We start from the raw sequence: 21,580 nt of genomic DNA, 5'->3' as shown, positions 1-21,580 counted from the left end.
GGTGCATCTGCCCTGCCCTAAGCGCGTCAGCCGATCAACCCGGCGATGCCATGCCACAGACCAAATGCGCCCAGATCGTTGAACGTCACGAAGACGAACAGGGCCAGCAGCACGGCAAGCCCGCCGCGAAACGCCCATTCCATCACCTGCGGCCCTACCGGACGACGGCGCACCGCCTCCACCGCGTAAAAAAACAGATGCCCCCCGTCGAGCATCGGGACTGGCAAAAGGTTGATGAATCCCAGGTTAATCGAAATTAACGCGATGAAGAAGACCAGTTCCACCGGTCCCATCGCCAGCTGCTGCCCGGCAAGCCCCGCGATGCGGATCGGCCCGCCCAGTTCATCCACCGGACGACGCCCGGTTATGATCTGTCCCAGCCCATCGATCATTGAACGCAATGTCGATCCGACCATGCGCACACCTTCGACCGGGGCCTGAACGATGTTGACCCTTTTATAGACCGGCGTCCCGGGGCCGATGCCAAGCTGACCGCGGCGATATTCGTTGCCGAAACGGTCGCGCTCGACCAGCGTGGAAAGCGTTACCTTGCGTTTCAGGTCGCCGCCGCCGCGCTGAACCCAGAGCGAAACGGTCTCACCGGGACGAAGCGTTGTATATTCGGCCAGATCGGTGAAGGTCGTCATCGGCCGCCCGCCCATCGCGGTAATCCGGTCGCCGGGGCGCAGACCCGCTTCGGCCGCCGGACTTTGCGGCGCGACGACGCCCACCACCGACGGTGTCTTGTTCACACCATAAAGCGTCGCGAGTCCTGCGAAGATCACAATCGCGATCAGGAAATTGGTGACCGGTCCGGCCGCCACGATGATTGCGCGCTGCCATACCGGTTTCGACTGAAAGGTTCTCGCGCGCTCGTCGGCCGGCATGGCGAGCCATTCGGCATCGGGCTGACCGGCGGGGTTCATATCACCGGAAAAGCGGACATATCCGCCCAACGGCAACCATCCAAATTTCCAGCGCGTGCCTCGCCTGTCGGTGAATCCCGCGATCTCGCGTCCGAAACCGATCGAAAAGGCATCCGCCTTCACCCCGAACGCGCGGCCGGCCACGTAATGGCCAAGCTCGTGCAGAAACACGAGCGGCCCCAGAACCAGCGCGAACGCGACCAACGTCATCAATATGCCGGGCGATTCGGTCAAACCACGCAATCCTTCACACGCTCGTCCGCACGGACCCGCGCTTCGGCATCGATCGCAAGCACTGCGTCGAGGCTGTCGGGCGCCGCCGGTGTATAGCGTTCGAGCGTATCACCCACGATTGCGGCAATTTCGAGGAACGCGATTTTTCGCGCCAGAAACGCCGCTACCGCGACTTCATTCGCGGCGTTCAGGATCGCGGGCGCGGCCCCGCTTGCCACCAGCGCGGAGCGGGCGAGCGCAAGCGCGGGAAAGCGCGCGGCGTCCGGCGCTTCAAAATCAAGCCGCCCGATGGTGGCGAGGTCAAGCGCTGGGCACGGCGTCGCCATCCGCTTCGGCCAGGCGAGGGTATAGGCGATCGGCGTGCGCATGTCCGGCGTGCCGAGCTGCGCCAGCACCGATCCGTCGACATATTCGACCATTGAATGAATGACCGACTGGCGATGGATAAGGATGTCGAGCTGATCGGCCGTCACCGGGAACAAATGGAAGGCTTCGATCACCTCCAGCCCCTTGTTCATCATTGTCGCCGAATCGACAGAGATTTTCGCGCCCATCGACCAGTTGGGATGCGCCACCGCCTGTTCAGGGGTAATATCGCGCATCGCATCGATCGGCCAGTCGCGAAACGGGCCGCCCGACGCGGTCAGTATCACCTTTCGAACCTGATCGGGCGCGCGCGAATCGAAGCATTGATAGATCGCATTATGTTCCGAATCGACCGGCAGGATCGTCGCGCCGCTCGCCCGCGCGGCGGCGAGCATGACCTCGCCCGCTGACACCAGCGATTCCTTGTTGGCCAGCGCGATCATGCCGCCGCGCTCGATCGCCGCCATGATCGGGCGCAATCCCGCGCAGCCGACGATCGCCGCCATCGTCCAGTCTACGTCCATCGCAGCCGCTTCGCACAGCGCAGCTTCGCCGCCCATGGCGCGAACCCCGCTTCCCGCCAAAGCGTCGCGCAGCGCATCCAGCCGGGTTTCATCGGCGATCACCGCAAGCTGCGCATTCGTACGTTGCGCCGCATCGGCCAGGCCATCGACATCCCGATGGGCGGTGAGCGCAACGACCTGAAATGCGTCCGGCGCGCGTTCGATCAGGTCCAGCGTCGACCGGCCGATCGATCCGGTCGCGCCCAGAATGTTGACGCGTTTCATGCCAGTACCTGATGGCTGAGGATCACCAGCGCGGCAAGCGGAGCGACCGGCACCAACCCATCCAGCCGGTCGAGAAAGCCGCCATGGCCGGGCAGCATCGTTCCCGAATCCTTGACGCCCGCACGCCGCTTGAGCCAGCTTTCATACAGATCGCCGATCTGCGCTGCGATGGCGAGCAGCGGCGTGATCGCCACCATATAGGGTGAAAGCCCCCAATGCGTCAGAAGCGCGGCAAACAGCGTTGCCGCCGCCATGCCGCCGATCAGTCCCGACCAAGTCTTGTTGGGACTGATCGCCGGGGCGAGTTTGGGGCCGCCAAAGCTGCGCCCGGCGGCATAGGCGCCGATATCGCATGCCCAGACCAGCGCCATCGTCCAAAAGGCAAGCAACAGCCCGCGATCTTGCGCGCGAATTGCCAGCAACGCCAGCACCGGCAGGCCGACATAGATCAGTCCGGCTGCCAGGCGGGGCTTGCGCGTGACGATCACGACGAAAAAGGCGGAACCCGCCAAAAGGCCGAGCGCGAAGAAACTTGCGCCCGATGCGAGCGGGCACATGATCGCCAGCGGCACCGAAAGCGTGAACTGCGCAAGCCGCTTGTCCTTTGCCGGCATCTTGGCAAGGTCGCTCCATTCGCTGAGCATCAACAGCGCGGCGATCACGAGCACCAGCCAGAAGAGGAATCCACCAGACCATAATGCCACCGCGGCAAGCGCGATCAGGATCGCACCGACTATCGCGCGCGGGCCAAGGTCCGATTTGGGCTTGGGCGCGTCGGTCACAGGCCACCGAAGCGGCGATGGCGCCCCGCATAAGTCGCCAAAGCGTCCCCCAGCGTCGCAGCGTCGAAATCGGGCCACAGCGTATCGACGAACACCAGTTCGGCATACGCCGCCTGCCACAGCAGGAAATTCGAAAGTCGCTGCTCGCCTGACGTGCGGATCAGCAGGTCGAGCGGCGGAAGGTCGTGCGTCGCAAGCTCCGCTTCGAACACCTGTTCGTCGATCGCCTGTGCCGAAAGTGCACCAGATGCCACGCGTTCGGCCAGAGAGCGGGTCGCGCGCAGGATTTCCGCCTGCGACCCATAATTCAGCGCGATAACCAGCGTTGCGCCCGTGGCATCGCGGGTGCGCTCCGTGACATCCTCGATCATCGCGACCAGATCGTCGGACAGCGCGCGATAATCGCCGATGACGCGCAGGCGCACCTCCTCGGCGATCAGTTCTTCCACTTCGTTTTTCAGGAAACGGCGCAGCAGCCCCATCAGGTCACGAACTTCGGCCTCCGGCCGTCGCCAGTTTTCCGACGAAAAGGCATAAAGGGTGAGCACTTCTACCCCCATGTCGCGTGCGGCACGCGAAATGCGGCGTACCGCCTCGACACCCTGTTTATGCCCGGCGATGCGCGGCAGGTGCCGTTTCTTCGCCCAGCGCCCGTTGCCATCCATGATGATGGCGACGTGGCGCGGAACGGCGTCCGTTCGATCAGTATATGGCACGGGGGCCGGCTTCGGCATCACTGCGCCAGAATTTCCTTTTCCTTCGCGCTCGCGGCGGCATCGACATCGGCGACTGTCGAGTCGGTCAGCTTCTGGACCTCGTTTTCCGCGCGCTTGCGTTCATCCTCGCTGATTTCGCCCTTCTTCTCGTCGGTTTTCAGGCTGTCCATACCGTCGCGACGCACATTGCGCACCGCGATCCGCGCCTTTTCGGCATATTGACCGGCGATCTTGGCCAGTTCCTTGCGCCGCTCCTCGGTAAGGTCGGGAATCGGCAGGCGGACATTCTGGCCGTCGACAATGGGGTTGAGGCCAAGTCCCGCCGAACGGATCGCCTTGTCCACCGCCGCGACGTTCGCTTTGTCCCAGACCTGAACCGACAGCATGCGCGGTTCGGGAGCCGACACCGTGCCGACCTGATTGAGCGGCATGTGCGCGCCGTATACGTCGACCGTCACCGGATCGAGCAGCGTCACCGAAGCGCGCCCGGTGCGCAGCCCGGCCAGATCGTGTTTCAGCGAATCGACGGCGCCGGCCATGCGGCGTTCCAGATCGGCCTTGTCATAAGCGGCCATGGCAATTTCCCTCTACTTTCCTGTTATTCAGCGTTCTGAACGATCGTTGCCGTGCCCTGGCCATCCAGGACGGAGGTCAGCGCCCCCTCGCCGCGAATGTTGAACACGACGATCGGAATATTATTGTCGCGGCAAAGCGCCACCGCGCTCGCGTCCATGACGCGAAGGTCGTCGGCGAGAACCCGGTTGAAGCTCAACGTGTCATAACGCTTGGCATCGGGCACTTTTTTGGGATCGGCATCATAAACGCCGTCCACGCTGGTCCCCTTGAACAACGCGTCGCAACCCATTTCGGCGGCGCGAAGCGCGGCCGCCGTGTCAGTGGTGAAAAACGGATTGCCGGTTCCAGCGGCAAAGATGACGATCCGCCCCTTCTCCATATGCCGCACCGCGCGGCGACGGATATACGGTTCGCAGATCGACGACATCGGGATCGCCGATTGCACGCGTGTCTCGATACCTGCGCGTTCGAGTGCGTTCTGAACCGCCAGCGCGTTCATCACCGTGGCGAGCATGCCCATATAATCGGCATTGGCGCGGTCGAACCCCTTGGCAGCCCCGGCAAGACCGCGAAAGATGTTGCCGCCGCCGACGACCAGGCACAGTTCGTGCCCCGCCTCCTTCGCCGCCGCTATTTCACTCGCCACCCGGTCGCACGTCGCCGGGTCGATGCCGAACTGCCCCTGGCCCATCAGGACCTCGCCCGATAATTTAAGAAGGATCCGGTTAAATCGGGGAAGTGTCATCGTGCCTCTTCGCCTGGGGTTGATATGCAAAGCGGCGCGGACCTTAGAAGGGCCGCGCCGCCGTGCCAATGATAATCCGCCGCAATGAACGGCGAAAGCGTGCTTACTTTTTGACGCCTGCGGTGGCGGCGACTTCAGCGGCGAAGTCGCTTTCTTCCTTTTCGATGCCTTCACCGAGCTGGAAACGGACATAGTCCTTCAGCGTAATCGTGGTGCCCGCATCCTTGCCCGCCTTGGCGACGACATCGGCCACCGGGGTTTTATTGTCCATCACGAAAAGCTGCGACATCAGCGCATTTTCCTTGGCGAACTTCTTTACCGCGCCATCGACCATCTTTTCGACGATCTCGGCGGGCTTGCCCGATTCCTGCGCCTTTTCCATCGCCACCGCGCGTTCGCGAGCGATGGTTTCCTGATCCAGGTCCTCGGCGTTCATCGCCAGCGGGAAGGTCGCGGCGATGTGCATCGCGATCTGTTTGCCCAGCGGCTCAAGAACGTCGACCCCCGCGTCCGATTCCAGCGCGATGAGCACGCCGATCTTGCCCAGTCCGTCGGAAACAGCGTTATGGACATAGGGGATGACCGCGCCCTGCGACACTTCCAGCTGAGCTGCGCGGCGGATCGACTGATTTTCGCCGATCGTCGCGATATTGTTGGTCAGCGCGTCCTGCACCGTGGTGCCCGACGGCATCTGCGCCGCCTTCAGCGTTTCGATATCATCACCTTCGGCCAGCGCCAGTTCGGTCACTTCGCGCACGAAATTCTGGAACCGGTCGTTCTTGGCGACGAAGTCGGTTTCGGAATTGACCTCGACCGCGGCACCCTTTGGACCGGCGACGGCGACGCCGACCAGTCCCTCGGCGGCGGTGCGGCTCGACTTTTTCTGCGCGGCGGCAAGGCCCTTGGTGCGCAGCCAGTCGACCGCGGCTTCCATGTCGCCGTTCGTTTCGTTGAGCGCCTTCTTGCAATCCATCATCCCGGCGCCGGAACGTTCGCGAAGTTCCTTCACCGCTGCTGCCGTGATCTCGGCCATGTCTCTGTCCTCTTCATCGTGAGCCTTAAAGCGGCTCAAACGTGGTCAATAAGCAAAACCGTCCGTTCCGAGCCGGTCGGGCCGCCGTCTACTTTCCCGGTTACAGGAGCAAGACAGCGCGTCGACCGGCCCGGAGCGAACGGCGAAAGTCACCGAAACGCGTTTCAGGCGTCGATCTGACGCTCGCCCTCGGCAGCGGTTTCCGGCTCGTTCGACGCGGCGGCGGCTTCCGGCTCGGCCTTCGCTTCGCTCATCGCCGCTTCGCTCGGCGGGTTTTCCATCGAACCAATGTCCTGACCGGCGGCAACAGCCGCCTGTTCGCCGCCACGCGTCGCGGCGATGCCGACCGCTTCGCAATAAAGGCGGATCGCGCGCGCCGCATCGTCATTGCCCGGAACCGGGAAAGCGATGCCGTCGGGCGAGCTGTTGGTATCGAGGATCGCGACGACGGGAATGCCCAGCGTGTTCGCTTCCTTGATCGCCAGCTCTTCCTTGTTCACGTCGACGACGAACATAATGTCGGGAATGCCGCCCATGTCGCGGATGCCGCCAAGCGAAAGTTCCAGCTTGTCGCGCTCGCGCGTCAGGTTCAGGATTTCCTTCTTGGTCAGGCCGTGCGTGTCGCCCGACAGCGTTTCCTCAAGCGTTTTGAGACGCTTGATCGAACCCGAAATCGTCTTCCAGTTGGTGAGCATGCCGCCCAGCCAGCGATGGTTGACGAAATGCTGACCCGACCGGCGAGCGGCGTCGGCGATCGGCTCCTGCGCCTGGCGCTTGGTGCCGACGAACAGCACCTTGCCGCCGCTGGCAACCGACTGGCTGATAAAATCAAGCGCGCGCGCGAAAAGCGGCACCGACTGCGACAGATCAATGATGTGAACGCCGTTGCGATCACCGAAGATGTAAGGCTTCATCTTCGGGTTCCAGCGATGGGTCTGGTGCCCGAAATGCGCGCCAGATTCGAGCAGTTGCTGCATCGAGACGACAGGTGCCGCCATAGGGATATCTCCTTCCGGTTAGTCCTCTGGAAAGCGATGACCCCGACATCGGGGCACCGGTTTATGTGCTTTCCATGTGGATTGAATGCGCGCGCTTAGCGCAACCGATCGCCCAAATCAATGGTTGACCAAGGAACGTTAGCGGAACATATAGGGTCTATTCCGCGAATGGCGGAACATATTCAGTATCCCGCGGTTAGACTTGCCGGGATTTCCACTTGAGGGAGTCGGTAATGAATATTGTTGTCGCGTTCGTGATTTTCGGTGGCGCGCTGGTTGCGTCGCTCTGGGCCATGGTTGCCACCATCGCTCCCAAGGCGGAATATATCCGCGCCCTGTTCGCCAACGTGATCCCGGATGGTGTCCCTACGCCGCCCGTTCCTGCTCGGCGCGAACGGGTTACGGCACCGACTCGACGCGCGGCGATTTCGCCATATTGGCGCGCTGCCGCCTGACCCGACGATAGGAACGGTAGCTGAACGGAATGGTCGCCAGGTAGGCGATAGTCAGCGCCGCGAGCGTTTGCCACGGGGCGGTCACCAGCGCCGCCACCACGATTGCCACCACGACCAGCGCTTCGAAGCGGATGCGCCGACGCAGCTTCAACGACCCCCAGGAATAGGTCGCGATGCTGGAAATCATCAGGAATGCCGCAAATGCGACCCAGGGAGTTACCACCCAAGGCGATCGGAAAATCGAAAGACCGGTGAAAATCCACAGGTATAGCGGCAGCATCGCCAGTGCCGCCCCGGCGGGAGCGGGAACGCCGGTCAGAAATCCTGCCGATTTATGCGGCTGATCCAGAACGTCGATGCGCGCATTGAATCGGGCAAGGCGAAGCGCGGTGAACGCGGCGTATAGAAGGGCGATGATCCAGCCGAGTTTGGGCACTTCGATCAGCGCCCACAGATACATGATGATCGCGGGCGACACGCCGAACGAAATCGAATCGGACAGCGAATCGAGTTCGGCACCGAACCGGCTCTCCCCGCCGACCATGCGCGCAATACGACCATCGACGCCGTCGAGCACACCGGCAATGACGATCATCAGCACCGCGCGCTCCCAGTCGGCGGCGATTGCGAACCGGATTCCGGTAAGACCGAAGCACAATGCCGCGGCGGTGACCGCGTTGGGCACCACCGCGCGAAGCGGGATGCCGGTATCGGGCCGGCGGCGGCGCGGCGCCCTCACTGTTCGACCCCGACCACCGGAACACCACCGACACGGCCAAGCACCGTTTCCCCGGCGATCGCGCGCTGTCCCAGCGTAACCTGGCAAACCGTATCGGCTGGCAGGTAGACGTCGACCCGGCTGCCGAAACGGATCAGACCGACCCGCTGCCCGGTAGCGATCATGTCGCCCGGTTTGACGAAGCTGACGATTCGCCGCGCGACCAGCCCTGCAATCTGGGTGAAGCCGACCATGCGCCCGTCGGGCCCTTCGACCAGGACATGCTGGCGCTCATTTTCCTCGCTGGCCTTGTCGAGGTCGGCATTGAGGAACTTGCCGGAAATGTAGACGACACGCCGGATCGTACCGGCGATAGGCGTGCGATTGATGTGAACGTCGAACACGCTCATGAAGATCGAAACCCGTTCAAGCTCGCCTTCGCCCAGCCCGTCCGGCCCCGCCATTTCCGGCGGAACGGGAACACGCCGGATCATCGTCACCAGCCCGTCGGCGGGCGAGGTTACCAGCCCTTCCCCTTCGGGCGTCACGCGAACGGGATCCCGAAAGAATGCCGCGACCCATAAGGTCAGGCCGAGCATGGGCCAGGTCAGGAAATCCCAGACCAGCCACATGATAAACGTGAGGACGAGCGCGATGAGCACATATTTGCGCCCCTCGGGATGAACGCTCGGAAAGCGCCATTTGACCGTCGTCGTGCCGATTTCCGGCTTTTCCAGCGATGCCATTACCCCGGTCTAGCCGGGGTGCGTGGCGTTGACAATCCGGCCCCGCGCGCATGCCTCGCTACGCTTCGTTCAGCATTGCTCAGCGAGGGCCGTGTTATATCGTCAGACATGACCTGGGCCGACATGGGGGATATCGACTGGAAAAGGCTGCGCGACCGGCATGGCGCGCCTGCGCTGGCCTCGGCCGCATCGATCACATTGCTTGCCGTGCTGCTGATCATAGGACTGCGGGTTCCGTTGCCGCATCGGATCGACGATTCGCTGTCGCTGTTTACCGTGACGCCGCCCCCTGCCCCGCCGCCGGTAAGACCGCACACCGGCACCTCAACAGCAGCGCCGGCGAAAACCGCACCGCCCGCGAAAAAAGCCGATCCGGTTTCGCTCGCCGCCCCTGCCCCGATTATACCGCTAAAACTCACCCCGCCCGCTCCGCCCGTTCCGGGTTACGGTGCGCAAAGCAGTGCGGGCGCGGCGCACGCGGGAAGCGGCAGCGGTGCTGGCGGCGTCGGCAGTGGTCGTGGCAGCGGCGATGGCGGTTCGGGCACCGGTACCGGGCTGGCAGCACCGAGCGAGAGGATCGCGGGCGCGATCACGCCTGGCGACTATCCGGCGGCGGCGCGACGCGCGAACGCGCAAGGCACTGTGATTGTGACATATCGCGTCGAAACCGACGGTCGTGCGCGTGATTGCCGTATCATGGCGTCCAGCGGCAATACAGCACTGGACCAAACCACCTGCCGCCTGATCGAAAAGCGTTTCCGCTTTCGCCCCGCGCGCGATTCGACGGGTGAGCCGATCGCGGAAACCCGCGGGTGGCAACAGCGTTGGTGGTTTGCGCCCTGACGGGGTGATGGCTTGATCCGGCCCGGGGTCTTGCCTAGACGCTCGGGCAAACTTCCATTCCCAGTACAGGCAAGGACAAGCGAGATATGGCGAAGATCAAGGTGAAAACGCCGGTCGTGGAGATCGACGGCGACGAAATGACGCGGATCATCTGGGAATGGATCCGCGAACGGCTGATCAAACCGTATCTCGACATCGACCTTGAATATTATGACCTGTCGGTCACCAAGCGCGATGAAACCGACGATCAGATCACGGTGCAGTCCGCCGAAGCGATCAAGAAATACGGCGTCGGTGTGAAATGCGCGACGATCACGCCCGACGAAGCGCGTGTCGAGGAATTCGGCCTGAAGAAAATGTGGCGGTCGCCCAACGGCACGATCCGCAACATCCTGGGCGGCGTGGTCTTCCGTGAACCGATCGTTATCAAGAACGTACCCCGCCTGATCCCCGGCTGGACGCACCCGATCGTCGTTGGCCGTCATGCGTTCGGCGACCAGTATAAGGCGACCGATTTCAAGGTGCCCGGCCCCGGCAAGCTGACGATGAAATGGCAGGGCGAGGACGGACAGGAAATCGAAGAGGAAGTGTTCGATTTCCCCAGCTCCGGCGTTGCCATGGGCATGTACAATCTGGACGATTCGATCCGCGACTTCGCGCGCGCGTCGATGAACTACGGGCTCGATCGCAAATGGCCGGTATATCTGTCGACCAAGAATACGATTCTGAAGGCCTATGACGGTCGCTTCAAGGACCTGTTCCAGGAAGTGTTCGAAAGCGAATTCGAAGCCAGGTTCAAGGAAGCGGGCATCGAATATCAGCACCGCCTGATCGACGATATGGTCGCATCTGCACTGAAGTGGAACGGCGAGTTCGTCTGGGCCTGCAAGAACTATGACGGCGATGTGCAGTCGGATCAGGTGGCGCAAGGGTTCGGCAGCCTCGGTCTGATGACGTCTGTGCTGATGACGCCCGACGGCCAGACGGTGGAAGCCGAAGCGGCGCACGGCACCGTCACCCGCCATTATCGCCAGCATCAGCAGGGCAAGGCAACCTCGACCAACCCGATCGCGTCGATCTTCGCCTGGACGCGCGGCCTCATCTATCGCGGCAAGTTCGACAATACGCCGGAAGTGACACAGTTTGCCGAACTGCTGGAAAAGGTCTGCGTTCAGACGGTCGAAAACGGCCAGATGACAAAGGATCTCGCGATCCTGATCGGCCCCGACCAGGACTGGATGACGTCGGAGCAGTTCTTCGAAGCGATCCGTGCGAACCTTGAAACCGAAATGTCGAAGCAGGGTCTGATCTGAACCCCGCTGGCATTTGAAACGACAAAGGGGCCTCGGCATTCGTGCCGGGGCCTTTTTTCTTTTTTCCGTCGCCTCTGCGTTATTTCCGCTGATCGCATCAGGAAGGGGCATGACAGCGCCGTCGTCGCGCGGTTAGATGACGCCATGCTATTCGACCTGAACCATGGCGGATTCAGCGACGCGCTGGTGATCCTCGGCGCGGCGGGGCTGGTGATCCCCGCATTTGCGCGGTTTCGCATCAGCCCGGTCATCGGGTTCATCCTTGTCGGCCTGCTCGTGGGGCCGGCGGGGCTCGGCGCGCTCGTGCCTCAGTATCCCTGGCTATACTACCTCACGATCTCCGATCCGCATGGCATCGAACCATTTGCTGAATTCGGCATCATCCTGTTGCTGTTCTCGATCGGGCTTGAATTGTCGCTTCGGCGGCTCTGGGCAATGCGGACGCTGGTGTTCGGCGTCGGCGCGGCGGAGCTTCTCGGTTCCGGCCTTATCATCGGAATAGCGCTTCATTTCATCGGGCAGGCATGGGGCGGCGCAATCGGAATGGGGCTGGCGCTCGCCCTCTCCTCCACCGCGCTGGTCCTGCCGCTGGCCGGTACGCAAAGCGCGTCGGGTCGTGCCGCATTCGCCATGCTATTGTTCGAGGATGTCGCGCTCGTCCCGATCATCTTCATGCTCGGCGCGCTCGCGCCCAATGCAACTGATGAAGGCTGGCGAAACCTGATGCAGGTGGCGATCCGTGGCGGCATCACCGTCGCGGTTCTGTTCATCGCCGGCCGCTTCATCCTGCCGCGCATGTTCGGTCAGGCCGCCCGCACCAAAAGTCCCGAGTTGTTCCTTGCCGCCAGCCTGCTCATCGTCATCGTCGCCAGCCTGGCCACCGCGGCTGCCGGACTGTCGCCGATCGTTGGGGCGCTACTCGCCGGATTGCTGATCGCCGAAACCGAATATCATAGCGAGGTCGAGGTGATGACCGCGCCGTTCAAAGGGCTGGCGCTCGGCGTGTTCCTCATCACCATCGGCATGCGGCTCGACCTGCGTCTGGTGGCCGCCAACTGGCAGATGCTTCTGCTCGCCATTATGGGCGTGATGATCGTGAAGTCATCGGTAACGACCGGCCTCGTCAAACTCACTGGCGCGCGCACCGGCACCGCGGCGGAAACCGGCGTTATGATGGCAAGCCCGTCCGAAACCACGCTGATCGTGCTCGGTGCCGCCAGCGCGGCGGGTCTGATCCTGCCGTCCACCGCTGCGTTCTGGACCACGGTTACTGCCATCGGCCTCACCATCACGCCGCTGCTCGCCAAGGCGGGTACGCTGATCGCGCGGCGGATCGAATTCCTGTCGGGCGAATTGCCACCCGAAGCCGATGTAGATGAGGAAGGCCCCGGCACCGTGATTATCGGGTTTGGTCGGGTCGGCCGCACCGTCGCAGATATGCTTCAGGTGCATGGCAAGAAGTTCGTCGCGGTGGAGGCCGATATCGATAGCGTCAATGCTGGCCGGCGCGATGGCTACCCGGTGATTTTCGGGGACGTGTCGCGACCGGAGCTGGTCGACCGCCTCAACCTCGGCCGCGCCGACGCGCTGATCCTGACGATGGATGAACCGGTATTGACCGTCCGGCTGACTCGCCGGGTGCGCGGCTGGGTACCCACATTGCCGATCATCGCACGCGCGCGCGACTGGAACCATGCCGCCGAACTGTACCGGGCGGGTGCCACCGACGCCGTGCCCGAAACACTCGAAAGCTCGCTTCAGCTATCCGAAGCGGTGCTGGTCGATCTGGGCGTCGCGGTCGGCCCGGTGATCGCGTCGATCCACGAAAAGCGCGACGGTATGCGCAAGGCGATCAAGGACGCAGCGAATATGGATCGCGAACCCCGGCTGCGCCGCACGCGCATTGGCGAGGCCGATCCGGGACAGGCCTGAACATTGGACCCCGCTCCGTCCGCAATCGTTGTCGGTGCGAGAGCCAACAGATTACGGAGAAACGCCATGCATCTGAAACGCGCCGGAACACGTCAGGTCGCTTCCGGGCCGGAGGAAAACTTCACCGGTTCGGTTCAGGTCGAAATGCTCAACAATCCTGCCGATCCGGCCCGTGCATCCTGCGCCAGCGTGACGTTTCAGCCCGGTGCCCGGTCGGCATGGCACACCCACCCGCTGGGCCAGACGCTTATCGTCACCGATGGGATTGGCTGGACGCGCTGCGAGGGTGAGGAAAAAGTCGAAATCCGCGCCGGCGATGTCATCTGGTGTCCGCCGGGACACAAGCACTGGCATGGTGCGACAAGCGACAGTGCGATGACGCATATTGCCATCCAGGAATCGCTGGACGGTAGTCCGGTGACGTGGATGGAGAAGGTCAGCGACGAGGATTATCTCGCCGACTGACCTTCTCGATATTTCAGGCGGCGACCCTCGCCAGTGCTTCGCGAATTGCGGCTAACGCCTCCTCACCCTTGTCGCCGTCGGGACCACCGCCCTGCGCCATGTCGGGGCGGCCGCCACCGCCCTTCCCGCCCAGCGCGGCAACCGCCGCCTGAACCAGCTCTACGGCGTTATAGGCGCTCGTCCGGTCGTCGGTCACGCCGACCGCTACCGAAGCACGGCCGTCATTAACCGCGACGATCGCCGCGATGCCCGAACCGACCTGGCCCTTCGCATCGTCCACCGCGCCGCGCAGGCCCTTGGGCTCCAGCCCCTCGACCACCTGCCCGATGAAGTTGACGCCGCCGATCTCTTCCGGTCCGGCAGACTGGCCCGCCGCCCCGCCGCCAAGCGCCAGCGCCTTTTTCGCCTCGGCCAGTTCGCGTTCCAGCTTGCGGCGCTCCTCAATCAGCGTCGCGACACGGTGCGGCACTTCCTCGGGCGTCGCTTTCAACGCCGCCGCCGTTTCACGCAGCCGCTCCTCACGCGCCGTCAGCCATTGCCGTGCCGCCTCGCCCGTCAGCGCCTCGACCCGGCGGACGCCGCTCGAAACGGCGCTTTGACTGACGATCTTGAAGATGCCGATATCGCCCAGCGCGCGGACATGCGTACCGCCGCACAGTTCGACCGAATAATGCCGGTCGGTCGCCTTGCCCATCGACAGGACGCGGACCTCGTCACCATATTTTTCGCCGAACAACGCCATCGCGCCCGCCTCAATCGCATCATCGGGCGTCATGAGTCGGGTGGTAACCTCGTCATTATGGCGGATCTGCGCGTTTACATCCGCCTCCACCCACGCAAGTTCCTCGGCGGTCAGCGCGTTGGGATGCGAAAAATCGAATCGGAAGCGATCGGGCGCGACCAGGCTTCCCTTTTGCGTGACATGCTTGCCCAGCCGTTCACGAAGCGCGGCATGAAGCAGGTGCGTCGCCGAATGATTGGCGCGGATGCGATCGCGGCGATCGACATCGATGGCAAGATGAACCGTATCACCCGGTGCGATCGCCCCCTCTTCGACCGTCGCCTGATGCGCATGCAGCCGGCCGAGCGGCTTCGATGTGTCCGCAACGCTGGCGCGCAGCGTGCCGCCTGTCACCAGTCCGGCATCGCCCATCTGGCCGCCGCTTTCGCCGTAAAAAGGCGTCTGGTTGGTCAGGATAACGCCGCTTTCGCCGGCGGTGAGTTTTTCGACCCGCTTGCCGTCCTTTACCAGCGCGACGACCTGCCCCTCGCCCTCGCTCGACGTATATCCGGTGAATTCGGTGCTTCCCAGTTCGTCGGCAAGATCGAACCACAGATCGTCCGACGCCTTTTCGCCTGATCCCTTCCACGCCGCGCGCGCCGCCGCCTTTTGCTCGGCCATTGCCGCGTCGAACCCTGCACGATCGACCGTCAGCCCTTGCGAACGCAGCGCGTCTTCGGTCAAGTCGTAGGGAAAGCCATAAGTGTCATAGAGCTTGAACGCGGTCGCGCCGGGCAGCGTATCGCCCTTGGCCATACCCGTCGTCGCTTCGTCGAGCAGTTTCAGCCCCTTGTCGAGCGTCTGGCGGAAGCGCGTTTCCTCCTGAAGCAGGGTCGCTTCGATCAGCGATTGCGCACGCAGCAGGTCGGGATAGGCGCCGCCCATCTCCGCGACCAGCGCGGGCACCATGCGGTGCATCAGCGGCTGTTTCGCGCCCAGCAGGTGCGCATGGCGCATCGCGCGGCGCATGATCCGGCGAAGCACATAGCCGCGTCCTTCATTGGCGGGCAGCACGCCATCGGCGACCAGAAAGCCGCTCGAGCGCAAATGATCCGCGATCACCCGGTGGCTCGCCTTGAACGCGCTGTCGGGATCGACACCGGTCAGCGCGGCGGATTCCTCAATCAGCGCGCGGAAGGTATCGGTATCGTAATTGTCGTGCTTGCCCTGAAGCAGCGCGGCGATACGTTCCAGGCCCATGCCGGTGTCGATCGAAGGGCGCGGCAGGTCGCCGACGATCTTCCCGCCCTCCTGCACATATTGCATGAAGACCAGGTTCCAGATTTCGATGAACCGGTCGCCATCCTCATCCGGGCTTCCCGGCGGGCCGCCCGGAATATGGTCACCATGGTCATAGAAGATTTCCGAACACGGTCCGCACGGCCCGTCATCGCCCATCGTCCAGAAATTGTCGCTGCTGTTGATGCGGATGATCTTTTCATCGGGCAGCCCCGCGACCCGTTTCCAGATTTCGGCGGCCTGATCATCGTCGTGATAGATGGTGACGAGCAGGCGGCTCGCATCGATCCCCCATTCCTTCGTCAGCAGGTTCCATGACAATTCGATCGCGCGATCCTTGAAATAGTCGCCGAACGAGAAGTTGCCGAGCATTTCGAAGAATGTGTGATGCCGCGCGGTATAGCCGACATTGTCGAGATCATTGTGCTTGCCGCCCGCACGGACGCATTTCTGTGCGCTGGTCGCGGTTGAATAGGGGCGCTTTTCCACCCCCGTGAACACATTCTTGAACGGCACCATCCCCGCATTGACGAACATCAGCGTGGGATCGTTATGCGGCACCAGCGGCGCGCTCGGCACCTTTTCATGGCCGTGTTCGGCGAAATAATCGAGGAACGAACGGCGAATATCGTTGGTCGAGATCATAAAGCCGACTTAAGCGCGCAAAGGCCGATGCTCAAGCGAAACGCGTCGATGACCGTGATCGGTGGTTGCGGCTCATGGCAATCGCCATGCCGCTCGGGCGGAACGTGGCGAAGGCCGCCCTTCGACACGTTAGGGCGTCCGGGGCTGCACCGCTGTCCACCGCCTCACCCCATCGGCGCATCGATACTTTGCGGCGGTTCACTGAAGAATTTCGGCCCTGCCTCGGTCATGTGGAAGCAGTCCTCCAACCGCACGCCGAACTTGCCCGGAAGGTAGATGCCCGGTTCGTCGGAAAAGCACATGCCCACGTCCAGCGGCTCGTTCTCGCCATGAACCAGGTTCACCGGTTCGTGCCCGTCCATGCCGATGCCGTGTCCGGTGCGGTGCGACAGGCCGGGCAACTTGTAGCGCGGACCATAGCCGAGTGCTTCGTAATAGCCGCGCACCGCATCGTCGATGCTTCCGGCAGGCGCGCCCAGCCTTGCCGCGGTGATCGCGACATGTTGCCCGCGATGGACCTGATCCCATACCGTGCGCTGCGCGGTGGAAGGCGCGCCGTGCACCCAGGTGCGCGAAACGTCGGACTGATAGCCGTGCACGGTGCATCCGCAATCCATCAGCACCACGCCGCCATCGATCACTTTTTGCGGCTGTTTCGAACCGTGCGGATAGGCGGACGCTTCGTTCAGCAGCACCATGCTGAACTCCACCTCGCCGCCCAGTTTTCGCGTGGCTGCGCTCATCAGTGCGGAAATCTCGCCCGACGTCATGCCCTTTTCGACGCGGTCATAGGTCCAGCGATAGGCAGCGATGGTGACGTCGGTGGCAAGCTGCATCAGCGCAATCTCAGCGGGCGTCTTGCGCATCCGCGCCGCGCGCACCACCGGATTGGCCGAAACGATCGTCGCGTCGGGCAATGCGTGGCGAAGGCCATCCACTGCGAAATAGCGAACCGTTTCCTCTATCCCGACCGGTTTTCCGGCAAGCCCGCGCTCTTTTAGATACCCCGCGATCAGTTTCAGCGGGTCCTCATCCTCCTGCCACACGCGCACATCTGCCGCGATGCCTAGCGATTCGCGAACCGAGGGCTCCTCGAAAAACGGCGTGACGATCATGACCTCGCCCTCTACCGGGATGATCGCGGCGGTCAGCCGTTCGCTGCGCCACCAGCGGATGCCGGTGAAATAGGCAAGCGAGCTTCCCGCCTCGACCAGTACCGATCCGATGCCGTTCGCCTTCATCAGCGCCTGCGCGCGGGCGATGCGCGAACGACGCTCCGCCGGACCGATCGGCACCGCTGCGGTGGTGATGTCGTGCAGGTCGGAAAGGTCCGGCTCGGCCGCACGCAATACCGAAGAAACGCCCAGCGCAAGCGGAGCGGCTGCCCCGAGCGCGAGCATTTCGCGCCGACCGATCGAAAAACGCCCGCTCATTTCCATTCCCCCTTTTTCATGCCGCCTTCATGCGGCGCTTGACCCGGCGCACGCAATCCCCTTCCCTGTGCGCTTAATTCAAACGGGGTGCGTTAATGGCCAAAAGGCTGACCATGTTCATTCTGCTCGGGCTGGTGCTCGGGCTTCTTGTCGGCTGGGGGCTCAACGCCGCGATCGACGACGGCAGCGCCGCCTCGGCCGCGCAGCTAAAGGAAATCGCGGGCTATTTCTCGATCCTGACGACCATCTTCCTGCGGTTGATCAAGATGATCATCGCGCCGCTGGTGTTTTCAACGCTGGTCGCCGGGATAGCGCATATGGGCGACAGCGGCGCGCTGGGCCGGATCGGGCTGCGCTCGCTCGGCTGGTTCATCTGCGCCAGCCTGATGTCGCTGACCATCGGGCTTATCCTCGTCCACATCCTGCAACCGGGAAGCGCGCTCAACCTCGCCGTTCCGGCGGCGGACGCAGCATCGGGCGTGGACAAGGCCGCGTTCAACCTCAACAATTTCTTCACTCACATCTTCCCCGCCTCGATGATCGAGGCGATGGCGACCAATGAAATTCTTCAGATCGTCGTGTTTTCAGTGTTCGTCGGCGTTGCCATCACGGCGGTGGGGGAAGATGCGAAGCCGCTGGTCCGCGCGATCGATGCGCTGGTGAAGGTGATGCTTCAGATCACCGATTATGTCATGCGGTTCGCCCCCGTGGCGGTCTTCGCCGCAGTGGCAGGAGCGCTGGCGGAGCGCGGACCCGGTGTCATCGGCAACCTCGCCTATTTCATGATGTCGGTCTATATCGGGCTGTTCATCCTGTGGTGCTCGCTCTTCGCGCTCGGGTTCATCTTTGTCGGACGCCGCACGCGCCATCTGCTGCGGTATATTCGCGAACCGTTGCTGCTGGGTTTTTCGACCGCATCGTCCGAAGCGGCCTATCCCCGCCTGCTCGAAGCGCTGGAGCGGTATGGCGTGCCGCCGCGCATCGCCAGCTTCGTCCTGCCGCTCGGCTATTCGTTCAACCTTGACGGGTCGATGATGTACATGACGTTCGCGTCGCTGTTCATCGCGCAGGCCTATGGCATCGACCTTTCACTGGGGCAGCAGATCACGATGCTGCTCGTGCTGATGGTGACGTCGAAGGGGATTGCGGGCGTCCCGCGCGCCAGCCTGGTGGTGATCGCCGCGACGCTGACCATGTTCAACATTCCCGAAGCGGGGATTCTGCTGATCCTGGCGGTCGATCATTTCCTCGACATGGGGCGAACAGCGACCAACGTCATCGGCAACGCGGTCGCCTCCACCGTCATCGCGCGCTGGGAAGGACAACTCGATCCCGAAGCTCCGCCCGAAATGGAGCCGCCGCACGCGCCCACGAAAGGGTTCGCGCAGCACCCCGATCAGGCATAGGCATACGGGCCGCCCCGTTCGAGGGCGGCCCGATAAGCCGGGCGGGCATGGATTTTTTCCAGCCATGCGATCGTGGCCGGGCGGTCCTTGTCCAGCCCGGCGCGACCGCGCGCAGCCTCCAGCGGAAAGCTCATCATGATATCGGCGGCCGTCATCTCCTCGCCCGCAAACCAGGGCCGGCTGGCAAGTTCGCTTTCGACATAATCGAGATGCACGTCGATCATCGGTTGGATCCGCTTCTGCGCCGCTTTGCCGAACAGGGGCACCCGGCCAAGTACCAGCTTCACCAATAGCGGCGGCATCAACGAAGCCTCGGCATAATGAAGGAAATAGCGCCAGCGCAGCACCGATTCGCGATGGCCGAGCGGGCCGAGCCTGCCATCCGCCTTTTCCACCAGATATTCGACGATCGCGCCGGTTTCGGCAACGACCTGGCCATCGTCGTCGATCACCGGTGATTTGCCCAGCGGATGCACCCGCTTCAGTTCGGCGGGCGCAAGCATGGTCTTCGTATTGCGCTCATAGCGCTTCACTGAATAGTCGAGCCCCAATTCTTCGAGCATCCACAAAATGCGCTGCGAGCGTGAATTTTCGAGGTGATGGACGGTGATGGTCACTGGCAAAGCCTCCGATCCTGGCCGATAGGTCGAACCGCGTCCTTTTATGCGGCGATCGCGCGATACGAAAGAGCGCGTGGAAGGCGCCGGTCGTACCGCCCCATGAGCCGATCGCGAAAAAAGAAGACCCGGCACCTTGCGATGCCGGGTCTGACACCATTTGCATGACCGCGCAGGCCAGACAATGTGTCCGCCTCCGCGCGCACTGTCTTCAGTCGGGGTCAGGGCCGGTCATCATTTCCTCGGCGACTTCATCTTCCTTGCCGCGAATGGCGCGTTCCAGTTTTTCGCACATTTCGGGATGTTCTTTCAGGAACGTCTTGGCGTTTTCCCGTCCCTGCCCGATCCGGGTGCTGTCATAGCTGAACCACGCGCCCGCCTTTTCGACGATGCCGGCCTTCACGCCAAGGTCGAGAATTTCGCCGATCTTCGAAATGCCCTCGCCATACATGATGTCGAATTCGACCTGCTTGAACGGCGGCGAAACCTTGTTCTTGACCACCTTTACCCGGGTAGAATTGCCGATAATGTCGTCGCGGTCCTTGATCTGGCCGGTCCTGCGAATATCGAGCCGCACCGAGGCATAGAATTTCAGTGCATTGCCGCCCGTCGTGGTTTCGGGATTGCCGTACATCACGCCGATTTTCATGCGCAGCTGGTTGATGAAGATCACCATGCAGCGCGAACGGCTGATCGATCCGGTCAGCTTGCGCAGCGACTGGCTCATCAGCCGCGCCTGCAGGCCGACATGGCTGTCGCCCATCTCGCCTTCGATCTCGGCGCGCGGGACCAGCGCCGCGACCGAATCGACCACCAGCACGTCGATCGCGTTCGATCGGACCAGCGTGTCGGTGATTTCCAGTGCCTGTTCGCCGGTATCGGGCTGCGAAACGATCAGTTCGTCGATATCGACGCCCAGCTTCTTGGCGTAAACGGGGTCGAGCGCATGTTCGGCATCGACGAACGCTGCCGTACCGCCCGCCTTTTGCGCCTCGGCGATGACATGCAGCGCCAGCGTCGTCTTGCCCGAACTTTCGGGGCCATAGACCTCAATCACGCGGCCGCGTGGCAGGCCGCCAATACCCAGCGCAATGTCGAGACCTAGGCTACCGGTCGAAATCGCTTCGATCTCCATCGCTTCGCGACTGCCCAGCTTCATCGCGCTGCCCTTGCCGAACGCGCGGTCGATCTGCGCGAGCGCCGCGTCGAGCGCCTTCTGGCGGTCCGTGTTTCCTGCCATCTTGTCGTCGACTACCTTAAGAGATGCTGCCATTGGTGAACCCTCGTCGCTAGAGCATGTCTGATACGCGTTCAACGTCTGCGATCAGCATGTATCCTATTTGTTCTTATGGAACAAGGGCGGAACATAAAGTTTTTTGCGCAGAGTTAACCGCGCACCCGACCGGACACGCTTCGGTCGTTTGATGCTCCCGAATTCAGCCCAGCTTGGCGAGCGATTCCCCGACACCGTCCAGCGTGAACGGCTTGGCAAGGATCGGGCGGTCGCGAAATGCGGGGTCGATCATCTCGCCCGATCCGCCGGTGGCGAGAATGAAGGGAATATTGTTCCGGGCCAGTGCCTCGGCGACGGGCCAGGACTTTTCACCGCCGCGCAGATGAACGTCGAGTATCGCAGCATCCATGCCGCCGCTTTCCACCTGCTCCAGCGCGGATGCGACGGTATCGGCGCTCCCGACCGCCTGTTTCCCAAGCATGTCGAGGAAATCCTCGAGCATCATCGCGATCAGCGGTTCGTCCTCTACGACGAATATCTTTTGCAGGTCTGCCATCGCACCGGGTCCAAGCACAAAGCGCCCGGATCG

At 62.7% G+C, this 21,580-nt stretch carries 20 protein-coding genes; 5 read left to right on the top strand and 15 right to left on the bottom strand.

The window, feature by feature from the left end; genetic code table 11:
• Positions 1–26: 26 nt before the first annotated feature.
• The 10 genes from rseP to KY084_RS08365 form a co-directional block, all read right to left on the bottom strand.
• The gene (gene rseP, locus KY084_RS08410) at positions 27–1,160 is read right to left on the bottom strand and encodes an RIP metalloprotease RseP (RefSeq protein WP_219238016.1); all 1,134 of its coding nucleotides are present in this window, start codon (positions 1,158–1,160) and stop codon (positions 27–29) included.
• Positions 1,157–2,314, bottom strand: coding sequence for a 1-deoxy-D-xylulose-5-phosphate reductoisomerase (locus KY084_RS08405; RefSeq protein WP_219238015.1), 1,158 nt, complete (start codon positions 2,312–2,314; stop codon positions 1,157–1,159). Before KY084_RS08405 ends, rseP begins: the two co-directional genes overlap by 4 nt.
• Positions 2,311–3,096 (bottom strand): phosphatidate cytidylyltransferase, encoded by a 786-nt coding sequence (locus tag KY084_RS08400; protein ID WP_219238014.1) that lies wholly within the window; start codon positions 3,094–3,096, stop codon positions 2,311–2,313. Before KY084_RS08400 ends, KY084_RS08405 begins: the two co-directional genes overlap by 4 nt.
• A complete protein-coding gene (locus KY084_RS08395) occupies positions 3,093–3,830 on the bottom strand; it encodes an isoprenyl transferase (protein WP_219238013.1) in 738 nt (245 codons plus the stop codon). Before KY084_RS08395 ends, KY084_RS08400 begins: the two co-directional genes overlap by 4 nt.
• Positions 3,830–4,387 (bottom strand): ribosome recycling factor, encoded by a 558-nt coding sequence (gene frr, locus KY084_RS08390; RefSeq protein ID WP_219238012.1) that lies wholly within the window; start codon positions 4,385–4,387, stop codon positions 3,830–3,832. The genes KY084_RS08395 and frr overlap by 1 nt, the downstream gene beginning before the upstream one ends.
• Positions 4,388–4,410: 23 nt before the next feature.
• The gene (gene pyrH / locus KY084_RS08385) at positions 4,411–5,133 is read right to left on the bottom strand and encodes a UMP kinase (RefSeq protein WP_219238011.1); all 723 of its coding nucleotides are present in this window, start codon (positions 5,131–5,133) and stop codon (positions 4,411–4,413) included.
• Between the two features lie 103 nt (positions 5,134–5,236).
• Positions 5,237–6,166 (bottom strand): translation elongation factor Ts, encoded by a 930-nt coding sequence (gene tsf / locus KY084_RS08380; protein WP_219238010.1) that lies wholly within the window; start codon positions 6,164–6,166, stop codon positions 5,237–5,239.
• A gap of 164 nt (positions 6,167–6,330) precedes the next feature.
• The gene (gene rpsB / locus KY084_RS08375) at positions 6,331–7,164 is read right to left on the bottom strand and encodes a 30S ribosomal protein S2 (RefSeq protein ID WP_219238009.1); all 834 of its coding nucleotides are present in this window, start codon (positions 7,162–7,164) and stop codon (positions 6,331–6,333) included.
• 399 nt (positions 7,165–7,563) lie between these two features.
• Complete coding sequence (locus tag KY084_RS08370; RefSeq protein WP_219238008.1) at positions 7,564–8,358, bottom strand: CDP-alcohol phosphatidyltransferase family protein; 795 nt, start codon at positions 8,356–8,358, stop codon at positions 7,564–7,566.
• On the bottom strand, positions 8,355–9,083 hold the full coding sequence (locus KY084_RS08365) for a phosphatidylserine decarboxylase (RefSeq protein ID WP_219238007.1): 729 nt from the start codon (positions 9,081–9,083) through the stop codon (positions 8,355–8,357). The genes KY084_RS08370 and KY084_RS08365 overlap by 4 nt, the downstream gene beginning before the upstream one ends.
• A gap of 108 nt (positions 9,084–9,191) precedes the next feature.
• Here KY084_RS08365 and KY084_RS08360 point away from each other — a divergent pair, with 108 nt between their 5' ends.
• From KY084_RS08360 to KY084_RS08345, 4 genes are all read left to right on the top strand, one after another.
• Positions 9,192–9,926, top strand: a complete 735-nt coding sequence (locus KY084_RS08360) for an energy transducer TonB (RefSeq protein ID WP_219238006.1) — start codon at positions 9,192–9,194, stop codon at positions 9,924–9,926.
• An 86-nt stretch (positions 9,927–10,012) separates the two neighbouring features.
• On the top strand, positions 10,013–11,239 hold the full coding sequence (locus tag KY084_RS08355; RefSeq protein WP_219238005.1) for an NADP-dependent isocitrate dehydrogenase: 1,227 nt from the start codon (positions 10,013–10,015) through the stop codon (positions 11,237–11,239).
• A 144-nt stretch (positions 11,240–11,383) separates the two neighbouring features.
• Entirely contained in the window at positions 11,384–13,171 is a 1,788-nt protein-coding gene (locus KY084_RS08350) for a cation:proton antiporter domain-containing protein (protein ID WP_219238004.1), read from the top strand.
• Positions 13,172–13,237: 66 nt separating this feature from the next.
• Positions 13,238–13,636, top strand: a complete 399-nt coding sequence (locus KY084_RS08345) for a (R)-mandelonitrile lyase (protein ID WP_219238003.1) — start codon at positions 13,238–13,240, stop codon at positions 13,634–13,636.
• Between the two features lie 13 nt (positions 13,637–13,649).
• Here the strand turns inward: KY084_RS08345 and alaS are convergent, their stop codons facing one another.
• Both alaS and KY084_RS08335 read right to left on the bottom strand, forming a co-directional pair.
• Entirely contained in the window at positions 13,650–16,301 is a 2,652-nt protein-coding gene (gene alaS / locus KY084_RS08340; RefSeq protein WP_219238002.1) for an alanine--tRNA ligase, read from the bottom strand.
• Positions 16,302–16,465: 164 nt separating this feature from the next.
• A complete protein-coding gene (locus KY084_RS08335; protein ID WP_219238001.1) occupies positions 16,466–17,734 on the bottom strand; it encodes a M24 family metallopeptidase in 1,269 nt (422 codons plus the stop codon).
• A gap of 95 nt (positions 17,735–17,829) precedes the next feature.
• Between KY084_RS08335 and KY084_RS08330 the strand changes: the two genes are divergently transcribed.
• On the top strand, positions 17,830–19,140 hold the full coding sequence (locus KY084_RS08330) for a dicarboxylate/amino acid:cation symporter (RefSeq protein WP_219238000.1): 1,311 nt from the start codon (positions 17,830–17,832) through the stop codon (positions 19,138–19,140).
• Here KY084_RS08330 and KY084_RS08325 read toward each other — a convergent pair.
• The 3 genes from KY084_RS08325 to KY084_RS08315 form a co-directional block, all read right to left on the bottom strand.
• Positions 19,131–19,757, bottom strand: a complete 627-nt coding sequence (locus tag KY084_RS08325; protein WP_219237999.1) for a glutathione S-transferase family protein — start codon at positions 19,755–19,757, stop codon at positions 19,131–19,133. The genes KY084_RS08330 and KY084_RS08325 overlap by 10 nt on opposite strands.
• A gap of 211 nt (positions 19,758–19,968) precedes the next feature.
• Complete coding sequence (recA, locus tag KY084_RS08320) at positions 19,969–21,030, bottom strand: recombinase RecA (RefSeq protein WP_219237998.1); 1,062 nt, start codon at positions 21,028–21,030, stop codon at positions 19,969–19,971.
• A 163-nt stretch (positions 21,031–21,193) separates the two neighbouring features.
• Positions 21,194–21,547 carry a response regulator gene (locus KY084_RS08315; RefSeq protein ID WP_219237997.1) on the bottom strand — a complete coding sequence of 118 codons (354 nt, stop codon included), beginning with the start codon at positions 21,545–21,547 and terminating at the stop codon, positions 21,194–21,196.
• Between the last annotated feature and the right edge of the window lie 33 nt (positions 21,548–21,580).

This window comes from Stakelama flava, from assembly GCF_019351405.1.
In the GTDB taxonomy this organism is placed as follows: Bacteria; Pseudomonadota; Alphaproteobacteria; order Sphingomonadales; family Sphingomonadaceae; genus Sphingomonas; species Sphingomonas flava_A.
This window is presented reverse-complemented; position numbering and strand designations above follow the sequence as displayed.